At 68.9% G+C, this 22,199-nt stretch carries 14 protein-coding genes; 4 read left to right on the top strand and 10 right to left on the bottom strand.

What is annotated here, in order from left to right:
* Positions 1–345: 345 nt before the first annotated feature.
* Positions 346–822 (top strand): hypothetical protein, encoded by a 477-nt coding sequence (locus QHF84_RS18290; RefSeq protein ID WP_281314609.1) that lies wholly within the window; start codon positions 346–348, stop codon positions 820–822.
* Position 823: 1 nt separating this feature from the next.
* Here the strand turns inward: QHF84_RS18290 and QHF84_RS18295 are convergent, their stop codons facing one another.
* From QHF84_RS18295 to QHF84_RS18315, 5 genes are all read right to left on the bottom strand, one after another.
* Positions 824–4,663, bottom strand: a complete 3,840-nt coding sequence (locus tag QHF84_RS18295) for a serine/threonine-protein kinase (protein WP_281314610.1) — start codon at positions 4,661–4,663, stop codon at positions 824–826.
* A gap of 149 nt (positions 4,664–4,812) precedes the next feature.
* On the bottom strand, positions 4,813–5,559 hold the full coding sequence (locus QHF84_RS18300) for a hypothetical protein (protein ID WP_281314611.1): 747 nt from the start codon (positions 5,557–5,559) through the stop codon (positions 4,813–4,815).
* 220 nt (positions 5,560–5,779) lie between these two features.
* Positions 5,780–6,616: a hypothetical protein gene (locus QHF84_RS18305; protein WP_281314612.1), complete on the bottom strand. Its 837-nt coding sequence runs from the start codon at positions 6,614–6,616 to the stop codon at positions 5,780–5,782.
* Between the two features lie 178 nt (positions 6,617–6,794).
* On the bottom strand, positions 6,795–7,634 hold the full coding sequence (locus tag QHF84_RS18310; RefSeq protein WP_281314613.1) for a hypothetical protein: 840 nt from the start codon (positions 7,632–7,634) through the stop codon (positions 6,795–6,797).
* A 253-nt stretch (positions 7,635–7,887) separates the two neighbouring features.
* Positions 7,888–11,706, bottom strand: coding sequence for a serine/threonine-protein kinase (locus tag QHF84_RS18315; RefSeq protein ID WP_281314614.1), 3,819 nt, complete (start codon positions 11,704–11,706; stop codon positions 7,888–7,890).
* A 298-nt stretch (positions 11,707–12,004) separates the two neighbouring features.
* On the opposite strand from QHF84_RS18315, the gene lon reads away from it, so the two are divergent.
* The 3 genes from lon (at position 12,005) to QHF84_RS18330 (ending at position 16,705) form a co-directional block, all read left to right on the top strand.
* Complete coding sequence (gene lon / locus QHF84_RS18320; protein WP_281314615.1) at positions 12,005–14,398, top strand: endopeptidase La; 2,394 nt, start codon at positions 12,005–12,007, stop codon at positions 14,396–14,398.
* A 129-nt stretch (positions 14,399–14,527) separates the two neighbouring features.
* Positions 14,528–15,253 carry a hypothetical protein gene (locus QHF84_RS18325; RefSeq protein ID WP_281314616.1) on the top strand — a complete coding sequence of 242 codons (726 nt, stop codon included), beginning with the start codon at positions 14,528–14,530 and terminating at the stop codon, positions 15,251–15,253.
* Between the two features lie 201 nt (positions 15,254–15,454).
* On the top strand, positions 15,455–16,705 hold the full coding sequence (locus QHF84_RS18330; protein ID WP_281314617.1) for an MFS transporter: 1,251 nt from the start codon (positions 15,455–15,457) through the stop codon (positions 16,703–16,705).
* A gap of 6 nt (positions 16,706–16,711) precedes the next feature.
* On the opposite strand, the gene QHF84_RS18335 is transcribed toward QHF84_RS18330, so the two are convergent.
* The 5 genes from QHF84_RS18335 to QHF84_RS18355 all read right to left on the bottom strand — a co-directional run bounded on the left by QHF84_RS18335 (position 16,712) and on the right by QHF84_RS18355 (position 22,072).
* Positions 16,712–18,013 carry a DUF418 domain-containing protein gene (locus QHF84_RS18335; RefSeq protein WP_281314618.1) on the bottom strand — a complete coding sequence of 434 codons (1,302 nt, stop codon included), beginning with the start codon at positions 18,011–18,013 and terminating at the stop codon, positions 16,712–16,714.
* A 165-nt stretch (positions 18,014–18,178) separates the two neighbouring features.
* Positions 18,179–18,865, bottom strand: coding sequence for a carbonic anhydrase (locus tag QHF84_RS18340; RefSeq protein WP_281314619.1), 687 nt, complete (start codon positions 18,863–18,865; stop codon positions 18,179–18,181).
* A 59-nt stretch (positions 18,866–18,924) separates the two neighbouring features.
* Positions 18,925–19,767, bottom strand: coding sequence for an NAD-dependent epimerase/dehydratase family protein (locus tag QHF84_RS18345; protein ID WP_281314620.1), 843 nt, complete (start codon positions 19,765–19,767; stop codon positions 18,925–18,927).
* 9 nt (positions 19,768–19,776) lie between these two features.
* Complete coding sequence (locus QHF84_RS18350; RefSeq protein WP_281314621.1) at positions 19,777–20,379, bottom strand: YIP1 family protein; 603 nt, start codon at positions 20,377–20,379, stop codon at positions 19,777–19,779.
* A gap of 52 nt (positions 20,380–20,431) precedes the next feature.
* Complete coding sequence (locus QHF84_RS18355) at positions 20,432–22,072, bottom strand: NAD(P)/FAD-dependent oxidoreductase (RefSeq protein WP_281314622.1); 1,641 nt, start codon at positions 22,070–22,072, stop codon at positions 20,432–20,434.
* Positions 22,073–22,199 lie beyond the last annotated feature (127 nt).

The raw sequence follows: 22,199 nt of genomic DNA on the forward strand, positions 1-22,199 counted from the left end.
CCGGAGTACCCTCCAACGGTCGGCCACGACCCTCCAAGGCTATCCCCGCGGCCTCCAAGGCTCGCCAATGGCCCTGGAGCATGTCTCACGGGTCCCCAAGCCCCTCGACCGACCCTCCAAGGCTATCCGGATGCCCTCCAGGGCCATCCGCCGTCCCACCCCCCTGAGCCGCCCAGACGCGGAATCACGGGCCCTCCTCGCGACGGCTCCGCCGACCCTCCCCAGGCATCTCGCCCGAGCCTCCGAGGATACCGCCCTCGGCTTGGAACGTACGGACGTCCACCCGCGTTGTGCGATCGTCAATCCCAAACGGCCGAGCGCCGCAAAACGGAAAGGGAGGCGGTCATGGGTACCCCAAAGAACCCCGAGGTGGGCGACCTCATCATCGACGCAAGTGATATCAAGGTAACGGACATCACGCCGGAGCAGATTCAAAAGCTCACGAAGCTACGCGACGGATTCGAGGCCGCCGTCAAGAATATCCTCGGCCTGAAGCCCGAAGACGCCGACCGCGCAGGGCTCAACGAGAAAGACAAGGACCGGCTCGCGGCTGCTTTCGCCCGGGATCAGCGGATCGGCGAGCTCCTGCCCGCCTCGCAAAAGCTCACGGAGCTGCTCCACGAGACGCGCCAGACGACGCGGCACGAGATCGCCACGATCCTCGCCGAGAACGCCGCGCAGGCCAAGCGCAGGGCAGACCGCGTGCAGAATGGGGCCGAGGTGCTCGGTCCCGTCGCGCCATTGATGGACTACCAGTATGGGCCGGCCAACAAGGCCGCCGCCACGAAAGAAAAAGCCAAGGAGCCAAAGCCGGAGGGCTGAATCAAGCCGCGCCGAGGCACGTGAGCTCATCCCGTCTCCGCCGCAATCGCTCGCCCATCACGTTCGGAATCCGCGACGCCGCTGCCAGAGCCTTGTCGAGCTGACGCATCGCCCGCTCGCGCTGGCCGAGGCGACATGCATGCATTGCCCGCGCCTCCAGCACCTCGAGGTGCTCCTGCCCCACGCTCGCGCGGGCCGAGCGGGCTTCGAGCGCCTCCCACGCCGATTCGATGTCCGCGAGGCCGCCCGCGTCGTCCCCCGTCGCGAGCTCGATCATCGCGCAAAGCACGTCCTCCGAGGGCGACATCTCGGCCGCGCCGCCGCGTAATGCCGAGGCAATGGCGCGCGCCGTCCGCGCGTCGCCGCGAACGAGGGCGATCCGCGCGTCGAGCAGGGCGAGCATGGCCGGACGTACGCAGCCGGCCCGCCGCGCCGCGACGGCGAGCGCCGCGCGAATCATGGGCTCGGCGGCCTCGACGTCGTCCATCCAGTACAGGTGCTCGGCGAGGTTGTAATGACCCGCGAGCTCCATCGTCGGCTGGCCGAGCTCGCGGCCGAGCTCACTCGTACGCTCGAAGTCCCGGATCATGCCCTCGCGATCGCCACGAAGAGCCCGGACCATGGCGCGGGTGTTCCACGCGGCGCCGAGGTGCAAAAGGTCGCCGCGCTCCTCGCAACGGCGAATGACCTCGTCGAGCAACGCCGCGGCCTCGTCGACCCGGCCGAGCAAGGGCAATAGGTATCCGAGGAGGAGATGCGCAATGACGTACGTCTCGTATCCCTCGTCGCCGAGGCGGCTCGCGAGATCGGCCGCGCGCGAGAGCTCGACCGCGGCCTCCTCCTCGCGCTCGGCCCGCACGGCCGAACGGCCGACGCCGAGCAAGAGGCGCGCTTCGAGGAGCGGCGAGCGCGACGAGAGGGCCTCGTCCTCGACACGCGCGGCGAGCACGCGGCGCTCGGCCTCGCGATATTCGCCCATCCAGTCGAGCACCATGGCCTCGTCGAGGTAAAGCTCCACGATGATCGACGCCTCCCCGCGCCGCGCCGCGCCCTCGCGCGCCCGCGCGAGCTCGCTCAGCGCGTCGTGAAAGCGGCCCAGGCGAAAACGCGAGAGGCCGCGGCCGCGCTGCGCGAGCGTCGGCAGCTCGCCCCAGAGCGCCTCGGCCTTGCCATAACATCGCTCGGCGTCGAGGTAATCCTTGCGGGCCGCCGATTGCTCGGCCGAGGCCAGGTAAAACGAGGCCGCCCGCACCGCCACGCCCCCGCGCTCGAAATGTTCCGCCAGGACGAGCGCGTCGGCCTCGCCCTTCTCCTCCAGCCATTCGGCCGCGAGGTGGTGGCCGAGCGCGCGATCCTCGTCCGTGAGCATCGCATACGCGCCCTCGCGCCAGAGCGCCTGCCGGAACGCATATTGAGGTTCGCCCGGAATGCGGCTCTCGCGCTCGCGCGTGACGATTTCGTGCGTGACGAGGGCCGCGAGGTCGCGCGCGACGGACTCGTCGGCGGCGCCCGCGAGACGCGCGACGGCGCCGCGCCAGAAGACCTCGCCGAGGATGCTCGCGGCGCGCAAGGTGCGGCGCGTGCTCGGGTCCAATCGTTCGAGGCGTGATTGCACCATCGCCACGACCGTCCCAGGCGGGGTGCCGCCGCGGCCCTCGGCCTCGGCGCGGATGAGCTCTTCCAGGAAAAACGGGTGCCCCTCGGAGGACGCGACGAGGCGCTCTTCGAGCCCGGCGCGGAGCTCGCCGAGCGCGTGGCGGACGAGGCGCACACAAGCGCGCGGCGAGAGCTGCCGGAGGCGGACGTCCTGACGGCCGCGGCTCGACCAGAGGCCGGGGAAGAGCTCGTCGATCTCGGGGCGCGCCGACGCGAGGAGGAAGATCGGCTCGAACGCGAGGCCCTCGAGCGCGGCGTCGAGCGCGAGCAGCGAAGCGCGGTCGCCCCAGTGCACGTCTTCGAGGAGGAGGACCAAGGGTTTGTCCGCGCACTCGGCGCGCAAGAAATCGCGGAGGGCGCGCTGCATCTGCTCGCCGCAAAGCTCGGGGTCCTGGCGCGCGGCGCGGAGCGGCAAGTCTTCGTCGTCCGGGAATGGCACGCCCGCGAGCTCGCCGAGGAAGTTCGCGACGCGACGGCGATCCCGCTCGGGGACACGACGCGTGACGCGGGCGTAGAAGAGCTCGCGGCGGCGCGCGAGGGGCTCGCCGCCGCGGATGCCCGAGGCGCCGCGCAGGACCTCGGCGAGCAGGCCGAAGCTCGACGCAACACGCAAAGGGTCGCCGCGGCCGAACCAGATCTCGGCGGGCTCGACGCTGGCCCGCTGGCGCTCGACGAATTCGTGGAGCAAGCGCGATTTGCCGATGCCCGCGGGGCCGGAGACGACGACGACACGCGCGGCCGGCTCGCTCTTGCACGCGCCGAAGGTGAGGTCGAAGAGGCCGAGCTCGTGCTCACGGCCGACACAAGGCGTGGCCTTGCCGAGCAGGGGCCGCGAGACCTCGAAGCTCGCGCGCTCGCCGAGGAGCGCGAAGCCGCCGCCTTCGAGGGCCTCGACGTCGAAGCGCGCGTCGAGCAGGCCCGCCGTGGTCTCGTCGAGGGCGATACGCGCCTCGCGGCTCCGCGCGTGGAGGAGCCGCGCGGCGCGGTCGATGGCCTCGCCGACGGGCACGCCACGCGCGCGCTCGCCGAAGCCCGCGGCGACGGCCATGGCGGCCCCGGGCGCGCGCTCCCAGAGCGCGAGCGCGCAGCGGGCGACGTGGGCGGCGACGTCGGTGGGCACGCGCGTCCGATCGATGACGACGGCCGCGGTGCCGTCCGCGAAGACCTCGAGGTGCCCGCCGAAGCGCTCGGCGATCGCGCCGAGGTCGTCCGTCGGCGAGGCGCAGGCGAGCGTGGTCGTCGGGCCGAGCGCGCCGAGCGCGGCTTCGCGGCGGCCGCGGAGCACGACGCCGAGGAACCTCCGCTCGCCCTCGCCGAGCGTCGATCGGGGCGCGGACGAGCGCGGCGCCTCCGAGCTCGGGGGCTCGAGGTCCTTCTCGGCGGCGAGCGCGATCGCCGCGGCCGCGCCGTCCTGCGGCCTCCCGAGCGGATCCTTCGCGAGCATGCGGGCGATGAGGCTGTCGAGCCACGACGGCACGGAGGGCGCGCGCTCGCTGAGGCGCGGCGCATCCTCGAAGATGATCTTCGCGAGGACGGCGATCGTGTGATCGGCGCGGAAGGGCGGCGCCCCGGTGATGCACTCGAACATCAGGCAGCCGAGCGAGAAGACGTCGGCGCTCGCCTTGACGATGCTGCCGCTGCGGACCTGCTCGGGCGCCATGTAGCTCGGCGTGCCGATGACGGTGCCGGTCTGCGTGATGCGCGAGGCCTCGCCGCAATGGGCGATGCCAAAGTCGAGGATGCGCGGCTCCGCGACGGATCCGTTCACGAGGAAGACGTTCTGCGGCTTGAGATCACGGTGCACGATGCCGGCGTCGTGCGCGACGGCGAGGGCCTCGGCGAGGCGATGGCCGAGCGTGACGGCCTCGCGGAGCGAGAGCGGCCCGCGGGCGAGCCTGCGCCCGAGGTCCTCGCCTTCGAGCCATTCCATCACGAGCAGCGGGCTCGACGCCGAGGACGTGTCGTAGGCGACGTAGCGGACGATGCCCGGATGCGAGAGGCGCTCGAGAATCTGCGCCTCGCGACGGAAGCGCGAGAGGCTTTCGGGAGAAACGGCGACGAGGATCTTCGCGGCGACGACGTGACCGGTCACGAGGTCGGTGGCGCGAAAGATTTCGCCCATCCCCCCTGCATTGACACGCGCCTCGACGCGGAAGCGCCCACCGAGCACTTCTCCCGGCCGCACGAGGGGAAGCGTAACCCTAGGATTTCCCGCGTCCAGGGACCATCGGAAAGGAAACGACAATCGATATCCGACCGGGTCGAATCGTAATGGTGTGGAGCCGCCTGGAACGGAGGGCGTCATGGGAAGGGGACTGCACTTTCCGGGTGGTATCAGGGCAATCCAGTGGTGATCACGAACTTCGTCGTCGCCGAGCTCTGGCCGGGCCGTTCGATGCAGGACGGATAATACTGGCCCGCGCCGTTCAAGTTCTGGCAGACGTTCGCGCAGGGGCCGACGATGTCGATCATCCCGCACTCCTCGACGGTCCCGCCGGCGCCGAGGTGCCCCACGGCGCAATCGCGCTTCCAGGATCGCGAGTTCGACACGGTATTGCTGTTGTAGCAGGCGTGAAGGAACGGCGTGGGCGCCCACAGGTTGCCCCAGAATGCGCCTTCGACATCCGGATACGCGGCGAGCTCCGGGCTCCCTGTGAGGGTCTTCAAGGGCTCGGTGAGCGAACGCATCGAAATGGTGACGGGCACCTCGTAATAGTTGACGCGGGCCGCCAGGCAGGCGCTCACCATGTACTGGCCCTGGGTATTGAGCGGACCCGTGGCCCAGCCGGGCGCGAGGCCGAGCTCGCCCCGATACATCTCGTCGTGGACCACGTTCGACGCGTCGGTCCACGAGAAGGAAAAACTCTGCGCGGTGGTGAAGGCGCAGCCAATGGCATATTTGAGGAAAGCGCGGGCGAGGGTGCCCTTGGATCCCGGATCCTCGATCACCCCGAGCGCAGCGGGATCGAGGGTGTTCAGCGCGATCCCGTTCAGGGCGATCCCGTTCAACGCCAGCGAATTGAGCGCGAGCGCGTTCGACGACAGATGGTTTCCCTGCACCAGCGCGACCTCGGCCTCCATGACGTCATCGGAAGTCTCGTCGTTGTAAGCAACACAACCAGGAGTCAGTGCCAAGAGCAACAGCAACAACGGCCAAGCTCGCATGTGCACCTCCAAGGAACGGCATTCTCCCCGGGGCGGTTGGTCCGCGGGGGGTACGGCTCCGATGAGCTTTCGCTCGAAGGCGTTGCGCGGCTTGGTCGTACACCGCGGGCGGGAGGTGTCCCGGTCGAAACGGGAGTCAGGGCAGCGCGGTCGTGACCACGAGCTTCGTATTGGCGTTTCCGGCGGAGTAGGGTTTCTCCACGCAGAATGGGTAATACTGACCGCCGCCATTCAAGGACGCGCACACGGTGCTACACGGGCCGACGACGTCGATCATGCCGCACTCCTCGATCGTGCCATCGTCGCGCACGTGGCCCGTGGCGCAGTCCCGGCTCCACGCCCGGGAATTCGCGACGGTCGCGCTGTTGTAGCAGGCATAGATGACCGGCGACACGCCCCAGAGGTTGCCCCAGAACGCGCCCTCGACGTGCGGAAAATCGATGAGCTCCTGGGATCCGGAGAGGAGCCGCAGCGAATACTCCACCGACCGGAGCGAGAGCAGCACCGGCACCTCGTAATAATTGACGCGGGCGGCCACGCAGGCGCTCACCATGCGCTGGCCATTGAGATCGAGCGGCCCCGTGGCCCAGGCCGGGGCGACGCCGAGCTCGCCCGGATAGGTCTCGTGGTGCACGACGCTCGTCGCGTCCGTCCAGGTGAACGAAAAGCTCTGCGAGGGGGTGAGGGCGCAACCGGTGGCATACCGGACGAACGCGCGGGCCAGCGCGCCCCGGTCCGTCGGATCCTGGATCGCCGCGAGCGACCGCGGATCCATCGCGTTGAGGGCGAGCCCGTTCAGGGCGATCCCGTTCAGCGCGAGGGAGTTCAGCGCGAGCGCGTTCGAGGACAGTTTGTTGCCCTCCACGAGCGCGTCCCCCACTTCGAGGACATCCTCGGTAAAGTCGAGTCCGTTTTCCGCGCAGCCGAATAAGAAAATCCCCGATAGTCCCATCATCCAAAGCCCGATACGCATACATTCCTCCTCTTCCGGACGTCCGCCGGCGCCTTGAACGACACACGGAAAAACACGCGTGGGTCGGATCGCCGACGGGTTCGTGCTTGGATGAAGTAGGAGCGCAACGCGTTGCGCGGCCGAGCATCACGTCGGCCACGCAGGGAGGAAGGGGTATGCGGGGACGGGAGGGGCCCGTTCAGGGCAGCGCGGTCGTGATGACGTGCTCGGTCATGGAGGAATCCTGCCCCGGGTTCACGATGCAGGACGGGTACGCGCCCGTCTCGGGGTTCACCGGCACGCAGACCTCGCTGCACGGGCCCACGATGTCGATGATGCCGCACTCCACGACGGAATTGTCGGGGTTCAGGTGGCCCGCGGCGCAGTCGCGGAAATGGGCCCGGGAGTTCGCGATCGTGTCGGCGTTGTAGCAGGCGTGGATGACGGGCGTCTCGCCCCAGAGGTTGCCCCAGAACGCGCCCTCGATGTTCGGATAGGTCGTGAGCTCGTTCGGGTCGACGACCTTCAAAGGCGCCTCGGGCGAGCGCATCGAGACGGTGACGTGCGTGCCATAGTAGTTCGTGAGCCCCGCGAGGCAGCCGCTCACCATGCGCTGGCCCGTCAGATCGAGCGGGCCCGTGTGCCAGTCCGGGGCGAGGCCGAGCATGCCGGGGTAGGATTCCTCGTGCTCGACGTTTTGCTCGTCGGCCCAGGTGAAATCGAACGTCTGCCCCGCGACGAGCGCACAGTTGACCGTGTATTTGACGAACTCGCGCGTGAGGTCGCCGTTCAGCCCGGGCTCCCGGATCGCCGCGTACATACTCGGGTCGAGCGCATTCACACTGAGCGCATTCAGGCTGAGCGCATTCAGGCTGAGCGCATTCAGGCTGAGCGCATTCAGGCTGAGCGCATTCACGACCTGGACCTCGCTCGCCGCCTCCCCCACCGCGTCCTCCACCTCCGGGCCCACTTCTGCAGTGCACCCCGTGAGAGCCGCCGCCACGACCACGAGCCGAGCCGCACGACCGAGAACACGCATGATTGACCTCCGCTCCTGCAGCAAGAAACCGACAGAACCGAAAGATGCAGGGTTTCCGGACATTCCATTATGTCTATATGCGCTCGCAGAACGAAGCAAGCACAAAAATGGCGAAAATGGCTGTGCCGAAATTGCTCAACATGCGCAAGGCCCGCGCGTCAGCGATAGGAGTGGTGCGTCGGCGCACGATCACGACGCATTGCATACAGTCAAAACCGGATGCAGCCCCTACGAAACGGAAGGGAGCTCGCCGTCAACCCTGCGCCGCTGCAAGCGCGCGCCGGAGCCGATACGTCATGACGTTCGGGACCCGCGAGGCCACGTCGAGCGCGACCGCGAGCTGCCGCGCAGCCTCGTCGCGGTGGCCCCGGCGTAACGCCGTGAGCGCCCGCGCCTCGAGGACCTCGATCCGCTCCTGACCCACCGAGCAACGCGCCGATCGCTCTTCGAGCTCGTCCCAGCACGCGTCCGACGCGTCGGTCGTGGCAAGCTCGACCATCGAGCAAAGGACCTCCTCGGAAGGCGCGAGAATCTCGGTCCCCTGCGCCCGCGCCTCGACCTGCGCCACGCGAATGGCCCGGACCATCGCCGCAGCGCTCGCCTCATCGCCGCGGTAGACGGCGACACGAGCCTGGAGGAGCTCCACGACCGCAGGTTGCGCCCCGATGTTCGGCCGCTGGACCAAGGCCGCAGCCGAACCAATGTAGGGCTCGGCCGCCGGGAGGTCGTCCATCAGGTAAAGATATTCACCGAGATTGTAATGCCCCACGAGCTCGACCAAGGGCAACCCGAGCTCCCGCCCGAGCTCGATGGTCCTTTCGAGATCGGAGACCATGCCTTGGCGATCGCCGCGGTAGCCACGCAGGAGCGCGCGCGGGCTGAGCGCGGCGCCGAGATGGAGAAGATCGCTGCGCTCCTCGCAAGCGTCGATCACCTCGTCGAGCGCCGCGGCCGCCTCGTCGAGCCGCCCGAGGCCCGGCAGGATGAACCCCAGCAGAAGGAGCGCAATCGTCCGCGTCTCGTAGCCCGCCTCCCCGAGCCGCGCCGCCTTCTCCGCCGCGGCCGAAAGCGCCCGAGCGGCCTCTTCCTTGCGATCGGCGCGGTGCGAGGAGCGCCCGAGCCCGAGCAAGAGGCGCGCGTCGACGAGCGGCGAGGAGCCTTCGACATACTGCGCCTGCGCAGCGAGGACGCGCTCCTCGGCGCGCTTCATGTCGCCCATCCAGTCGCAGACCATGGCCTCGTCGAGCACGAGCTCGACCGCGAGGAGGCGATCCCCCGTCGCCTCGGCCTGGGCCCGCGCGGCCGCGAGCTCGGTGACCGCCTCCTCGTGCTGACCCCGACGGAACCGCGCGAGGCCACGCGCGCGCCGCGCGACCGCGGGCAAACCGGAGAGCAGCTCGTCGGCGCGGGCGAAGTAACGCTCGGCGTCCTGGTAATTGCGCCGCGCGCTCGCTTGCTCCGCGCCGCGGATGTACATGGTGCCGGCCCGATCGAGCAGGCCGCCGCGCTCGAAGTGGTTCGCGAGGATCAGCGGATCGGTCTCGCCCGCGCGTTCGAGCCATTCGCCGGCGAGCCTATGGCCGAGCTCCCGATCGTCGTCCGTGAGGAGCGCATACGCGCCCTCGCGGAGGAGCGCATGGCGGAAGGCGTACTCGTCGTCCGCGGGAAAACGGCTCTCCCGATGCTTGAGGCAAATCTCGCCGGAGACGAGCGCGGCGAGCGGATCGCTGCTCGGATCCCCCTCACCGACCATGTGCACGACGGCGCCGCGCCAGAAGACCTCGCCGAGGATGCTCGCCGCGCGCAAAGCCCGGCGCGCGCGAGGCTCGAGCCGCTCGAGGCGCGTCTGCACCATGGCCACGATCGTCTCGGGCAAAGCTTCGCCGAGCGATCCCTCGGACGCGGCCCGGACGAGCTCTTCCAGGAAAAACGGGTGCCCCTCGGAGAGGGCCACGAGCCGCTCGATGAGCGGAGCGTCCGCGGCCTCGCCGAGCACCTTGCGCGCGAGGCGGGCGCTCGCCTTCACGGAGAGGTGCTTCAGCCGGATCTCTTGGCGGCCACACTCGACCCAGAGCTGCGGGAAGACTTGCTCGACCTCGGGGCGCGCGGTCGCGACGAGCAAGATGGGTTCGTCCGCGAGCTCGCGCAGCGCCGCTTCGAGCGCGGAGACGGAGGCGCGATCGCCCCAGTGCACGTCCTCGACGACGATGAGCGCGAGGCGCTCGGCGCAAAGGGCGCGCAGGAAATCACGAAATGCGCGTCGTATCTGCTCGCCGCAGAGCTCGGGATCCTGGCGCGCGGCGCGGAGCGGGAGGCTGTCCTCATCGGGGAACGGGATGCCCGAGAGCTCGCCGAGGAACTCGGTCACGCGGCGCAGATCACGCTCGGGGACGTACCGCGCGACGAATGCGGCGAGGCGCTCGCGACGCACCTCGATCGGCTCGCCGCCCTTCACCTCGGCCGCGCGCCAGAGCACGTCGGCGAGCAGGCCGAACGTGGAGCCGGCCCGCTGGAGGTCCCCTCGCCCCCACAGGATCTCGACGGGCGCGGCCGCGCGCTTGCGACGCTCGATGAACTCGTGGACGAGGCGCGATTTGCCGATGCCAGCCGAGCCGGTGACCACCACGGCGAGCGCCGCGGGTTCGCTCTCGGCGTTCGCGAAGCTCTGCTCGAGCAAGGTGAGCTCGTGCTCGCGCCCCACGCACGGCGTGAGCTTGCCGAGCAGGGGGCGGAAGGCCTCGGCCGAGACACGCTCGCCGCGTAACTCGCAGCCGCCGGGCGCGAGCTCGACGAAGTCGAAGCGGCTGTCGAGCAGGCCCGCCGTGGTCTCGTCGATCGCGACGCGTGGCCCGGGGACGGGGCCCTCCATGTGCAAGAGCCAGATCGCCCGCTCGATCGCCTCGCCGACCGGCAGGCCGCGACCGAGCTCGCACCAGCCGGTGGTGACCGCGATGGGCACGCCCGGAAAAAACTCGCGCAGCGCGAGCGCGCACCGGGCGACCTGCGCCGCGATGTCCGTGGGCACGCTCGTGTGGTCGAGGATCACGACGGCCGTGCCGTCCGCGAGCAGCTCGAGGTGCGCGCCGAACCGCGTGACCACCGAGCGCATCGTGTCGGGCGTGGAGACCGCGAGCGTCTTCGAGGTCGAGGTGATCGGCGGCGCGGACGCGGGCGGGCCGAGCAGCACGACGCCGAGGAAGCGCCGCTCGCGCTTGCCGAGCGAGCGCGGCGGCATGTCGTCGAGGCCGTCGTCGCCGAGCGATTCGGCTTCGAGGGCGCGGGCGAGCGCGGCGCCGTCGCGTGGCCTTCGCGTGGGCTCCTTCGAGAGCATGCGCGCGACGAGGTCATCGAGCCACGGGGGCACGACGACGCCGAGCTCGAAGAGCCTCGGCGCCTCCTCGAAGATGACCTTCGCGAGCACCGCGACGAAGTGATCCCCCTGGAACGGCGGCCGGCCCGAGAGGCACTCGAAGAGCAGGCATCCGAGGGAAAACACGTCGGCCGAGGCGGCGACCACGCCGCCGCTGCGCGCCTGCTCGGGCGCGATGTAGCTCGGCGTGCCCATCATCGTGCCGGTCGCGGTGATGCGGGCGCTTCCGCCGAAAAACGCGATCCCGAAATCGAGGATCTTCGGCGACTCGATTCGACCTCCAACGAGGAAGACATTGCCTGGCTTGAGGTCGCGGTGGACGATGCCCTGCGCGTGCGCGGCGCCGAGCGCCTCGGCCACGCGTGTCGCGAGCGTGATCGTCTCGGGGACCGTGAGGTGCGAGCGCGCGAGTTTGTGCGCGAGATCCTCGCCTTCGAGCCACTCCATCACCAGGAATGGCTGACCGTCCGGCATCACGTCGTACGCCACGTAGCGGACGATGCCGGGGTGCGAGAGCCGCGCGAGGGCCCGTCCTTCCCGCTCGAAACGCGCCACGGTCTCGGGCGACGTGTCGTTCAGGATCTTCGCGGCCACGACCTCGCCCGTGGAGAGGTCGAAGGCGCGATAGACCTGCCCCATGCCGCCGCCCCCGACCTGGGCGTCGATGCGGAATCGCTGCGCGAGGACCTGACCGACTCTCATCCAGAAGGCGGTTGGCGAAGACCGTGGTCCGACGACGACGAGGTCCAGTTTGCCCGCACCGATGCGAGCATACGCGTCGCCGCGACGCGGATCATCTTCTCTACGCGGTCCCGACGAACGTCACGCTCGTGGCGGAAGCAGCCGCACGAGCCTCCCGTACCGTCCCGTCACCTCCTCGCACGTCCCCCCGTTGACGGAGCGGTGAACGGATTTATGGTTCGTTCACGCCTCGGGCCACCGGACCGGCGAAGCCGACCGTGGCGAGGCGCTCTTTCCTGACGTCCCAAGGAGTCCCACGATGACGACGCTCCGCGACGGGGCCCGCGTGCCCTCTTCTCCGTTTCCCGTGCTTCCGCTCCGCAACGGGGTGCTCTTTCCCGGCGCGGTGATCGCTCTGCCCATCGGCCGCGAACGCTCGGTGGCGCTCGTCCGTACGTTGAGCAAGGGGGACGTGATCGGCGTCCTCACCCAGAAAGACCGTAACGTCGGTGATCCGGCCGAGTCGGACCTCTATCGCCTCGGGACGTTCGCCCGGGTTGTGGAGACGGGCCGGCTGCCGAGCGGGGACATGAAGCTCGTCATCGAGGGCGTGGGCCGCATGCACCTCGGGCGCATCGTGCGCCGGGATCCGTTCTGGCTCGCCGAGGGCGAGGTCGCCGCGGAGGCGAGCGAATCGAGCGAGGAGGCGAAGCTCTTCGCCCGCGCGCTCTTCGACCAGGTGCGCGAGCTCGGCCGCGGAATCGAGAATTCGATCGAGCCGTCGCTCGCCGAGGAGGATCCGGGTCTGTTCGCGGATCGGGTCTCGGCGCTGCTCGGGCTCACGTCGGACAAGGACATGCGCGTGCTCGAGGCGCTCGACGTGGTCGAGCGGCTGCGCATCGTGGCGGGCTTCGTCATCGAGCAAAAATCGCTCTCCGAGGTGAAGCGCAAGATCGAGCAGGACGTGCGCCGCGAGATCGGCAATCACCAGCGCGAGGCGATCCTGCGCGAGCAGCTCCGGGCCATCAAGAAGGAGCTCGGCGAGGACGGCGGCGACGACGAGACGGGCAAGCTGCGCGAGCGGCTCGAAAAAGCGAATCTGCCCGAGGAAGTGCGCGCGGTGGCCGATCGCGAGCTCAAGCGCCTCGAAGCGCTCAATCCGCAGCAGGCCGAATACAACGTGATCCGGACGTACCTCGACTGGATCGCGGAGCTCCCGTGGAGCCAGCGCGCCGATGCGAAGGACGACATCGACGCGGTCGGCAAGAAGCTCGACGAGGACCATTACGGCCTCGGCGACGTGAAGCGCCGGATCCTGGAGCACATCGCGGTGCTCAAATTGAAGGGCACGGCGAAGGGCAGCATTCTCTGCCTCGCGGGCCCGCCCGGGGTCGGCAAGACCTCGATCGGGCAATCGATCGCGGACGCGACGGGCCGGCCGTTCGTGCGGATCGCGCTCGGCGGCGTGCGCGACGAGGCGGAGATCCGCGGGCATCGGCGCACGTACGTGGCGGCCTTGCCAGGCCGGATCATCCACGGGATGAAGAAGGCGAAGGTGAAGAACCCGGTCGTCTTGCTCGACGAGATCGACAAACTCGCGGTGGGCTGGGCGGGCAATCCCGAGGCGGCGCTGCTCGAGGTCCTGGACCCGGAGCAAAACAAGACGTTCCAGGACCATTACCTGGAGCTGCCGTTCGACCTGTCCGAGGCGCTCTTCGTTTGCACGGCGAACGACCTCGGCACGTTGTCGGCGCCGCTGCGCGACCGATTGGAGATCATCGAGGTCCCCGGATACACGCCGGACGAGAAGGCGCAGATCGCGCGCCGGCACCTGATTCCGAAGCAGCTCGCGGCGCACGGGATCCCCGAGGGCACCTTGACGATCACGGACGACGCGCTCCGGGCCATCGTGCGCGATTACACCCGGGAGGCGGGCGTTCGTCAGCTCGAACGGGAAATCAAGAAGCTCTGCCGCGCGCTGTCCCTGGAGGTGGCGCGGGCCAAGGACGAAAAGCCGAACCTGCACGTGGAGGAGAGTGATCTCGGGAAGTACCTCGGCAAGGTGAAGTTCTTCGCGGAGGTGGCGGAGCGGACGGCGTCGGCGGGCGTGGCGACGGGAATGGCGTGGACGCCGGTGGGCGGCGACATTCTGTTCATCGAGACGAGCCGGATGCCGGGCAGAGGTCGCGTGGAAATCACGGGGCAGCTCGGCGACGTGATGAAGGAATCGGCGAAGGCGGCGCTCTCGTACGTGAAGAGCCACGCGGCGGAGCTCGGCGTGGATACGTCGAAGCTCGAAGAGGAGGATCTGCACATTCACGTGCCCGCGGGCGCCGTGCCCAAAGACGGTCCGAGCGCGGGCGTGACGATGTTCACGGCGCTGACGTCGCTGCTCTCGTCGCGGCGCGTTCGCAGCGATACGGCGATGACCGGCGAATGCACGCTGCGCGGGCGCGTGCTACCCGTCGGCGGGATCAAAGCGAAGGTGATGGCCGCGCATCGGGCCGGCATCAAGCGGGTGATCCTGCCGCAAAAGAACGCGCGTGACGTCGAGGAGGTGCCGGAAGAGGTGCGGAGCTCGCTCACGTTCGTGTTCGCCGAGGACATGAGCCAGGTCATCCACGCAGCGCTGGAAGATCGGCACGCCGACGAAGAGACCGTCCCGCTCGGCAGCGACGCGGAGACGGCCGGCGAAGTGCGGGCGGTTCATTGACGATCGACGCGCCGCAGCAGGTGTAGGCAGATATCTGCCAAAACCCCGGCGGGCGGCGCGTCGACACTTCTCCAGCCATTCCACGCGTGCTACGTTCCCCGCCGCATCGGCTTGCGCGGAGGAATGGCAATGACCTTATCGAATTTCGGACGCGCGCTCGCGGGACTCTGTCTCACGGGCGCGCTCGGTCTTTTGGGCTGCAAGGGAACGGTCGTGATCGGGGGCGGCGGTGACGACGGCCAGCCTGGCCAGCCTGGCCAGCCTGGTCCGGGCGGGCCGGGCGGCGGCGTGAGCCCGCCCCCCGTCTGCGGCTCCGAGCTGCACCTCATCGGCATCTACGAATCGCACGGCGATCACAGCGGCGGCGTGCACCCGCCCGGCGCCGCTTCGGTGCACGTCGAGCGACAATCGAGCTCGATCCTGGTCCTCTCGTCGTACGAGCCGGTGCACTGGACCGTCACGGCGGCCGAAGGCGTCACGCTCGAAAAGGTGATCCTGAACGGGTATCACGATCAAACGGCCGACGTGCCCGCGGGCGTGACGGTCGAGACGTATGACGGCCCGGACGGCTCGCTCGGCGCGTATGCTTATGCATGGCCGCACGCCGAGGGCGGCAGCGATACACAGGCGCTCGTCGCGGCGGTCGAGAACCTGACGGGACGCGCGCTGACCTCGTTCCACGGCTGCTATCAGGCCACGCAATTCACGCTGCACGACGACCTCCAGGCCGACTCGACGTGTGCGATCGAGCAAGGATACACGCAGACGAGCCACGTCGCCGAGAGCATGCTCGAATGCGACGACGAGCCGCCGGTCGCGGATCCGTGCGCGGGCAAGGCCTGCGACGGGTCTTGATCCGATATCGCCGATTGATACACGCCGGGCTCGCCCGCCCGCAGACGCCCGCCGATTCTCTTCCTGTCAACACAAAAGCGCGGCTCCGGGATCGACGCTCCGGCAGGCGGGCTTTCATGCTGCGACGCGGCGGCCGATGAGAAAAATCGTTCGCAGCAGAGGCACATAGCCCACGCGCGGCCGCCATGGTAGAGGCCGGGCGTGAGTCCTGTCACCCCTCAGCTACGCCGGCTCTATGCGACCACGTTACCGTTCGGGATTGCGTGCGGCATCTCGATCGGGCTGACGGCGGTGCACCTGAACCGGGTGGGGTACTCGAAGGACTCGATCGGCTTTCTGGCCCTGTTCTTCGGCGCGGGGCTCGTGCTCTTCGCGCTCCCGGTCGGGTCGATCATTCGACGTTTTTCGGCCGAGCGCGTCCTTGCCGCGTCGCTCGTCGGGTATGCGGGCTGCCTCGCCGCCTTCCCGCACGCGCATAACTTCGCCTCGGTCGCGGCGGTGCGCTTCGTCGACGGCCTGTTCACGATCGGCATATGGGTCAGCTCCGAGACGGTGCTGCTCGCGCAGGCCCGCAAGGAGCACAAGGCCTACCTCACGACCCTTTATGCGATATGGCTCGCGAGCGGATACGTGGCCGGCCCGCTCATGGCGACGGGCATGGACAAGTTCGTCCCGGCGACCGTCTCGTTCGGCGTGGCGGCCCTCTTCGCGCTCGGCGCCGGCCTTTACGTCGCCCTGAAGATGCCGCCGGCGCCGCCGGTCGAGGGCGCGAGCACGGATGAAGAAAAGGACGGCGGAAAGGGCTCGGAGCTCTCGGCCGCCACGATCCTCTGGCGCATCAAGACCTCGTGCTTCGCCTCGTTCTCGTACGGCTACTTCCAGGCGGCCGTGGTGATTTTCCTGCCGCTCTACCTCATCGAGTCGAAGGGGATCCCCGAGAACCGCACGATCGTGCTGCCGGGGCTCTTTTGCCTCGGCATGATGATCTTCTCGAACGTGGCAGGCCGGATCGCCGACCGCGTGGGGCACCTGCGCGCGGTCCGCGTGCTCTCGTTCATCGGCCTCTGCTGCGTGGCCGGCTTCATCTACGCCGACAACTACTGGCTCATGCTCGCCATCGTCTTCGGGTCGGGCGGGTCGTTCGCGTCGATGTCCCCCATCGCGCTGGCCCTCACGGGCGTCATCGTGGAGCCGCGCGATTACGGCCGCGCGAACTCGATTTACAACATGTTCTACGCGGCGGGCATCCTGACGGGCCCGCTCGTGGCGAGCCAGATCTTCCAGCGCCTCGGCGGGGTGGCGATGCTTTACCACCACGTGGCGATGTGGGGCGCGTTCGTGCTGTTCACCGTGATCTTCATGTACGACGATCCGGCGGCGCGGCGGCGGCGGGACCCAAAAGACGCAGGCGACCCTGACCCGACGGAGTTGCCAGGCGGGGCCGCGGGCTGAAAGGTTTCACGGCGCCGGCGCGTCGAGGCTGACCTGCACGGGCGCCGCCGTGGCCTGCGCGAGCCGCATCGGCGGCAGCTTGCCGTACGTCGCGGCGCGCCACAGCCATTCGAGCGGGCCATAACGGAAACGCGCGAGCCAGAATCGGCTCCAGACGACCTGCACGGCGAAGATCGCCACCGCGATCCCGGTCCCGAGCAGCGGGCCGACTTTGCCGTACCAGCCGAATCCGTAACTATAAAAGAGCGTGGTCGCGATCAGGCTCTGCGTCAGGTAATTCGTGAGCGGCATGCGCCCCGGGCTCGCGAGCACGAGGAGCACGCGCTTGCCGCGGTCGGTCTGGAGCAGGAGCGCGATCGCTGCGATGTAAGCGATGCAGAGCAGGGGCCGGTTCACCCGGAAGAGCAGGTCGGCGGTGAAGCCGTACCAGGTCCAGCCTTCCGGCGGGGGCATGGGTCGGAACGCGAAGAGCAGAGAAAAACCCACCGACGCGGCGATTCCGAGGCTCAGCGAGATCCAGAGGACCTTGCGAATCCGCGGGAGGTTCTCCGCGACGTCCTCGAGCAGCCGCTTTTTGCCCGCGTAGAGCCCGAGGAGCATCGTGACGAACACCGAGAGATACCACCAGATCATGCCGTGGCCGAGCCGGATCATGCCGTACGCATCCGCGAACATCGCGAGCCGCGCCCCGATTTGCTCGAGATAGGTCCCCGTCGAGAAGATCCGCATGTGCTCATGCGCCATGGCGACCCAGAAAGATAGCGGATGCGGGGGCGCTTCGTGCAGAAGGAGCCCGATCATGCTGCGCACGGTCGGCGCGAGGAACGCGATCGCGATGAGCCCGAAGACGAGCCGATCGGAGGCGCGGCGCAAGGCGAGCAAGAAGAGCCCGAGGACCGCATACGTGTGCAGCACGTCCCCGTTCCAGAGGAAGATCGCGTGCGCGGCGCCCACGAGGAAAAGCACGGCGACACGTCGCAGGTAGAGAGGCGTGAGGCGCGCGCCGCTCGCCTCGGCGCGCTGCATCTGGACGGTCAGCCCGAGGCCGAACAGGAACGAGAAGATCGAGTTGGCCTTGCCCGCGAACACGATGGACGTGACGGTCTCGGCCGCCCGGTCGTAGAAGCGCGGGAAGTAGTGCTCGTCGAGCGCGTGGATGCCGTCGGGCACGCTGAAGCCCGGCATGTTCATCACGATGATGCCGAGCAGGGCGAACCCGCGAAGGACGTCGAGAAGCGGGTTGCGTTCCTCCGGGGCGACGGGTGTGAGCGGCGGGGCGCCCTCCGTCTTGCTTTGTTCCTCTGCCATGGTGGGAACCTCCACCGATGGAGAGTCACTCCGCCTTGCTTTGTTCCTCTGCCATGGTGGGGACCTCCACCAAGGTAGAGTCACTCCGGGCGCGATGTGAACGAAAAATCGTACCCGGGCCTCCTTCTCCGGGTTGATCCCGGCGCGAGGCCCTCGGCCCGGCCGTCAGCTATGCTGAAACGCCGATTGCCCGGCCAGGACGCGCTCGGCCTCGGTCTCGTCGAGCAGGATGTAGCCGCCGCGATCCCTGTCGTAGACGTGCACGTCGCCGTTCGCGACGTCGAACCACCAGCCGTGCAGCGTGATCGCGCCCTCGTCCACGAGCTTGCGGACGTTCGCGTAGCTCGCGATGTGCTCGAGTTGCTGGAGGACGTTCGCCTGGGAGAGGCGATCGACAGCCGGCAGGTCGTCCTTGATGAAGGGCGAGCGCACGAGGCGCGCGAAGGCAGCCTCGCCGTGGGCGAGCCAGGCCTTCAGGTTCGGCAAGGAGCTGTAATGCTCGCGCCCGTTGAGGATGGCCTCGATGGCGCCGCAGCGCGAATGGCCGCAGACGACGATGTGCCTGATCTTGAGCTTGTTCAGGCTGAACTCGATGGCCGAGGCCTCGGAGACGTCGCCCACGGAGATGCCGCTCTCGCTCGCTGGTGCGACGAGGTTGCCGACGCTCCGCACCACGAAGAGATCCCCCGGGTCGGTGGAGACCATCAGGTTCGGGACCACACGGCTGTCCGCGCACGCGAAGAAGAGGACGTCGGGCTTCTGCCCCCGCTCGGCGAGCTGCTTGAAGAGCGGAGCCAGGCCAGGGAGCTTGTTCTTGCGAAAGTCGATGAGGCCGCGGATCAACTTTTCCATGACCCCGCAAGGTAGCCGAGACGTAATTGGTGGGCCAACGAAATAGTTGGCAACGCAAACTAAATTCGTACGAGGTCGGTGGGGTCGGCCTCCGCGGCAAGGCAGGCGACGAACCCCTCGCGGTACGTCGGGTAATCGAGCGAAACACCCAGGCTTCGCCGAATCTTCCGGGCGTCGACGCGGCGGTCGTTCCGGAGGGTCGGGGGGAGATCGGCCCGCGGGACCTCGGCGGGTCGCGGGAGGCCGAGCCGGGCGCAGAGCCAGTCGATGACCTCCGACTGAGGGACGGGCGCGTCGTCGGCGACCACGAAGACCTCACCTTTCGGGGCACGCGCGAGCGCGGCGAGGGCGAGGCGCGCGAGGTCCTCGACGTGGATGCGGCTGATGACGCTCCGGCCGCCCTCGGCGATCTTGTGTTCGCCGCGGGCGAGCCGGACGTGCAGGCCCCGGCCCGGGCCGTAAATGGCGGCCGCGCGGAGGACGATCCCGCCGGCGGCGCGGACCGTGGCCTCGGCCTGGAGGCGGGCGGCGGCGCGGGGTTCGCTGGGGTCGACCGGGGTTTCTTCGTCGATCCGGCCTGAAGCGCTGCCATACACGCCGGTCGAGGAGATGTAGACGGCGGACGCGGCGCGGTAAAGCAGGGGCAGGAGCGACGCGTCGGCGGCGTCGTCCGGCGGATAGGTGACGAGGACGCGCGTGTCCTCGCGGACGAGCGGCGCGACGAGGGCTTCGTCGAGGCGAGGCGCGAGGCGGACGTCGACGCCGAGCCGCGACAAGGCGGCAGCGCGCTCGGGGGAGCGGGTCGTGCCCACGACGCGGGTCCCCGCGGCGAGGGCCTGCTTCGCGGCGTACGTTCCCGTAAAACCACAGCCGAGGATGACGAGTGTGTCCGAGGCTTGCACGATTCTCTCCTATCGCAGGAAAAACGCGCCGAGGAGGGCCTGCGCCACAAAACCCGCGAGCGCGGCGAGGAGGGCCGTCCGTGTGCGGAGATGGTGCGCCCGCGACAACCCCATCGTACCGAGCACGAGGCAAAAAACCGCGGCGAGCGGCGCGTAATACCGCATGGCCTTTCCGATGGCCGAAAAGCCGAGGGCGAAGTACACGGCGATGTCGGGGACGATGAAGAGGAGCGTCATCGGCACGGCATAGGCCACGCCGAACACCGCGAGCGTCGCGCCCTCGCGGCCCCCCTCCCCGCCCGGCGCGGACGCGCGGCGCGCGAGGGCGTACGCGACGCCGCCGCCGATGCGCCAGAGGACGAGGTAGAGCGGCACGGCGAGAATCGCCTGGACGAGGTAATGCCGTTCCCGTCCGAGCCCCGGTAAGCCAAACCGCGGCGCGTGACCCGAAAGGAAAAGGAGAAGGGAAAAGGCCCCGTGCAAAACGCCGAGCACGAGCATGGCCGCCCGGCCTTCCCGCGCATCCGCGCGCGCCGCGACCCCAGCCATTGCGGAGCGGGGGCCGCGGAGGACGTCGAGGAAAAGCGACCAGGCGGGACGGGAATCGGACATCGGCGCCCATGCGATAGCGGAAAGGATGGGCGCGGGAAAGGGGGTTTCCGGCTCAGGAAGCGAGGGCGTCCTCGGTGTCGTCGTGCAGCGCGGGTCCGCGGGTCCGCGAGGCGGGCGCGATGTCCCGGGCCGGGACGACCTGGAGCGAGCCGTCGGACGGGGCGAGGAGGTCTGCGATGTGGCGGACGCCGAGGATGTCCTTGGCCGCGAAGAGGCCGGACGTGGCCGCGCCCGCGACGCCGTGGCTGAGCGTGCTCGCGCCGACGCTGTAAAGGCCGGGGACACTGGAACGAATGGGGAAGGAAAAGGGTCCGAGCTGGGAGGGGATCTTCGCCGTGCCGTAACTCGCGCCGCGGTGGGTCTCGCAATAAAAATCGTTCGTGAGGGGCGTGCCCACGGAGCGGAAGGTGAGGTTCTTGCCGAGCCCCGGAATCACGCGTTCGGCCGCAGCGATCATGGCGTCGCCGAGGCGCTCCTTGAGGTCATTGTATTCCTTGGGGCGCGCCGCGGCGGTGCCGGCCCAGCGTTCGAAGGGTTCGTACGGGACGAACGTGAAGAGCTCCAGGGTATGGTGGCCCTTCGGCGCGTGGCCGGGGTCTTTCAGGGTGGTGACCGTGAGGAAGAAGCCCTCGACGATTCCGTGGGGGAGCGTGTGGAGGGCGCGCTCGTAGACGCCGCCCACGTCGAGGGTGCGGTAACACCAGTAATTGCCCGAATCGAGGCCCATCGCGGGCAGGTCGAGGTCGGTGGCGCAGAAGACGCTGAGCAGGCCCACGGAGTATTCCATGCGGCCGACCTTGCGGCGCTCGCGCTCGCCGTGCGGCGGTTCGAGGAGCTTGCCGAAGGTGATCGCGGGGTCGGCATTGGAGACGACGGCGCGGGCAGCGATACGCTCGCCCGATTCGAGCTCGACGCCGACGGCGCGGCCGGATTCGACGAGGATGCGGCGGACCCGGGTGCGGAGGCGGATCTCGCCGCCGCGCTTGCGGAGGGCCTTGATCATGGCCATCGGAATACGCTTGGCGCCGCCGCGTGGATAATACCCGCCATCGTAGTAATGGGTGATCATGCGGGCATGGAGGGGGAGCGAGACGCGCGACGGGGGCGAGCCATGGTTGCCCGATTGCGCGGCGAGGATGCCGCGGAGGAGCGGGTCGCGAATGGTGTCGTCGAGGAGGGCGCGCTGGGTGCGCAGGCCCCATACGAAGAGGCTTTTCGCGCGGAAGGGGAGCGTGAGGGCGCTGCGCGGAGAGGCGAGGAGCTCCTCGCAGCGGAGGGTGTCCTCGACGATGCGGCCGATGACGTCGAAGTATCGCGCGAGCCCCTTGCGCTCGTGCGGGAAGCGGGAGACGAGGCGCTCGAAGTAACGATCGAATCCGCGCGGGACGTCGAAGCGCTCGCCGGCGATGAGGAAATGGTCGAATCCGTCCGGCTCGAGCTCGTGAAACGTGAGGTCGGAGGACAAGCCGAGGCCTTCATAGAGCGCGCGGACGGACTGCCCGGGGCCGAGCTCGCCGATGTAATGCACGCCCGGGCTGAACCGATACCCTTCGAGCGCGAAGCTGTGCGTCCAGCCGCCCGGCAAGTAATGCTGTTCGAGGACGAGCACGCGCTGCCCCGCCCGCGCGAGCGCGAGCGCGGCCGTGAGCCCCCCCGAGCCCGAACCAACGACGATCGTGTCCCAGCGCTCCATCGGAAGATCCTCCTCGATCCATCCTTTGATGCCCAAAGGGCGAGGTGCGTTGCGGGGGCATGACATTTCGTCGAGCAACAGGCGAGGCGCAGACGGAACGGACGAGCGGATGACGGCTTCCGCGCCG

This window comes from Polyangium sp. y55x31 (assembly GCF_029946505.1).
In the GTDB taxonomy this organism is placed as follows: domain Bacteria; phylum Myxococcota_A; class Polyangia; order Polyangiales; family Polyangiaceae; genus Polyangium.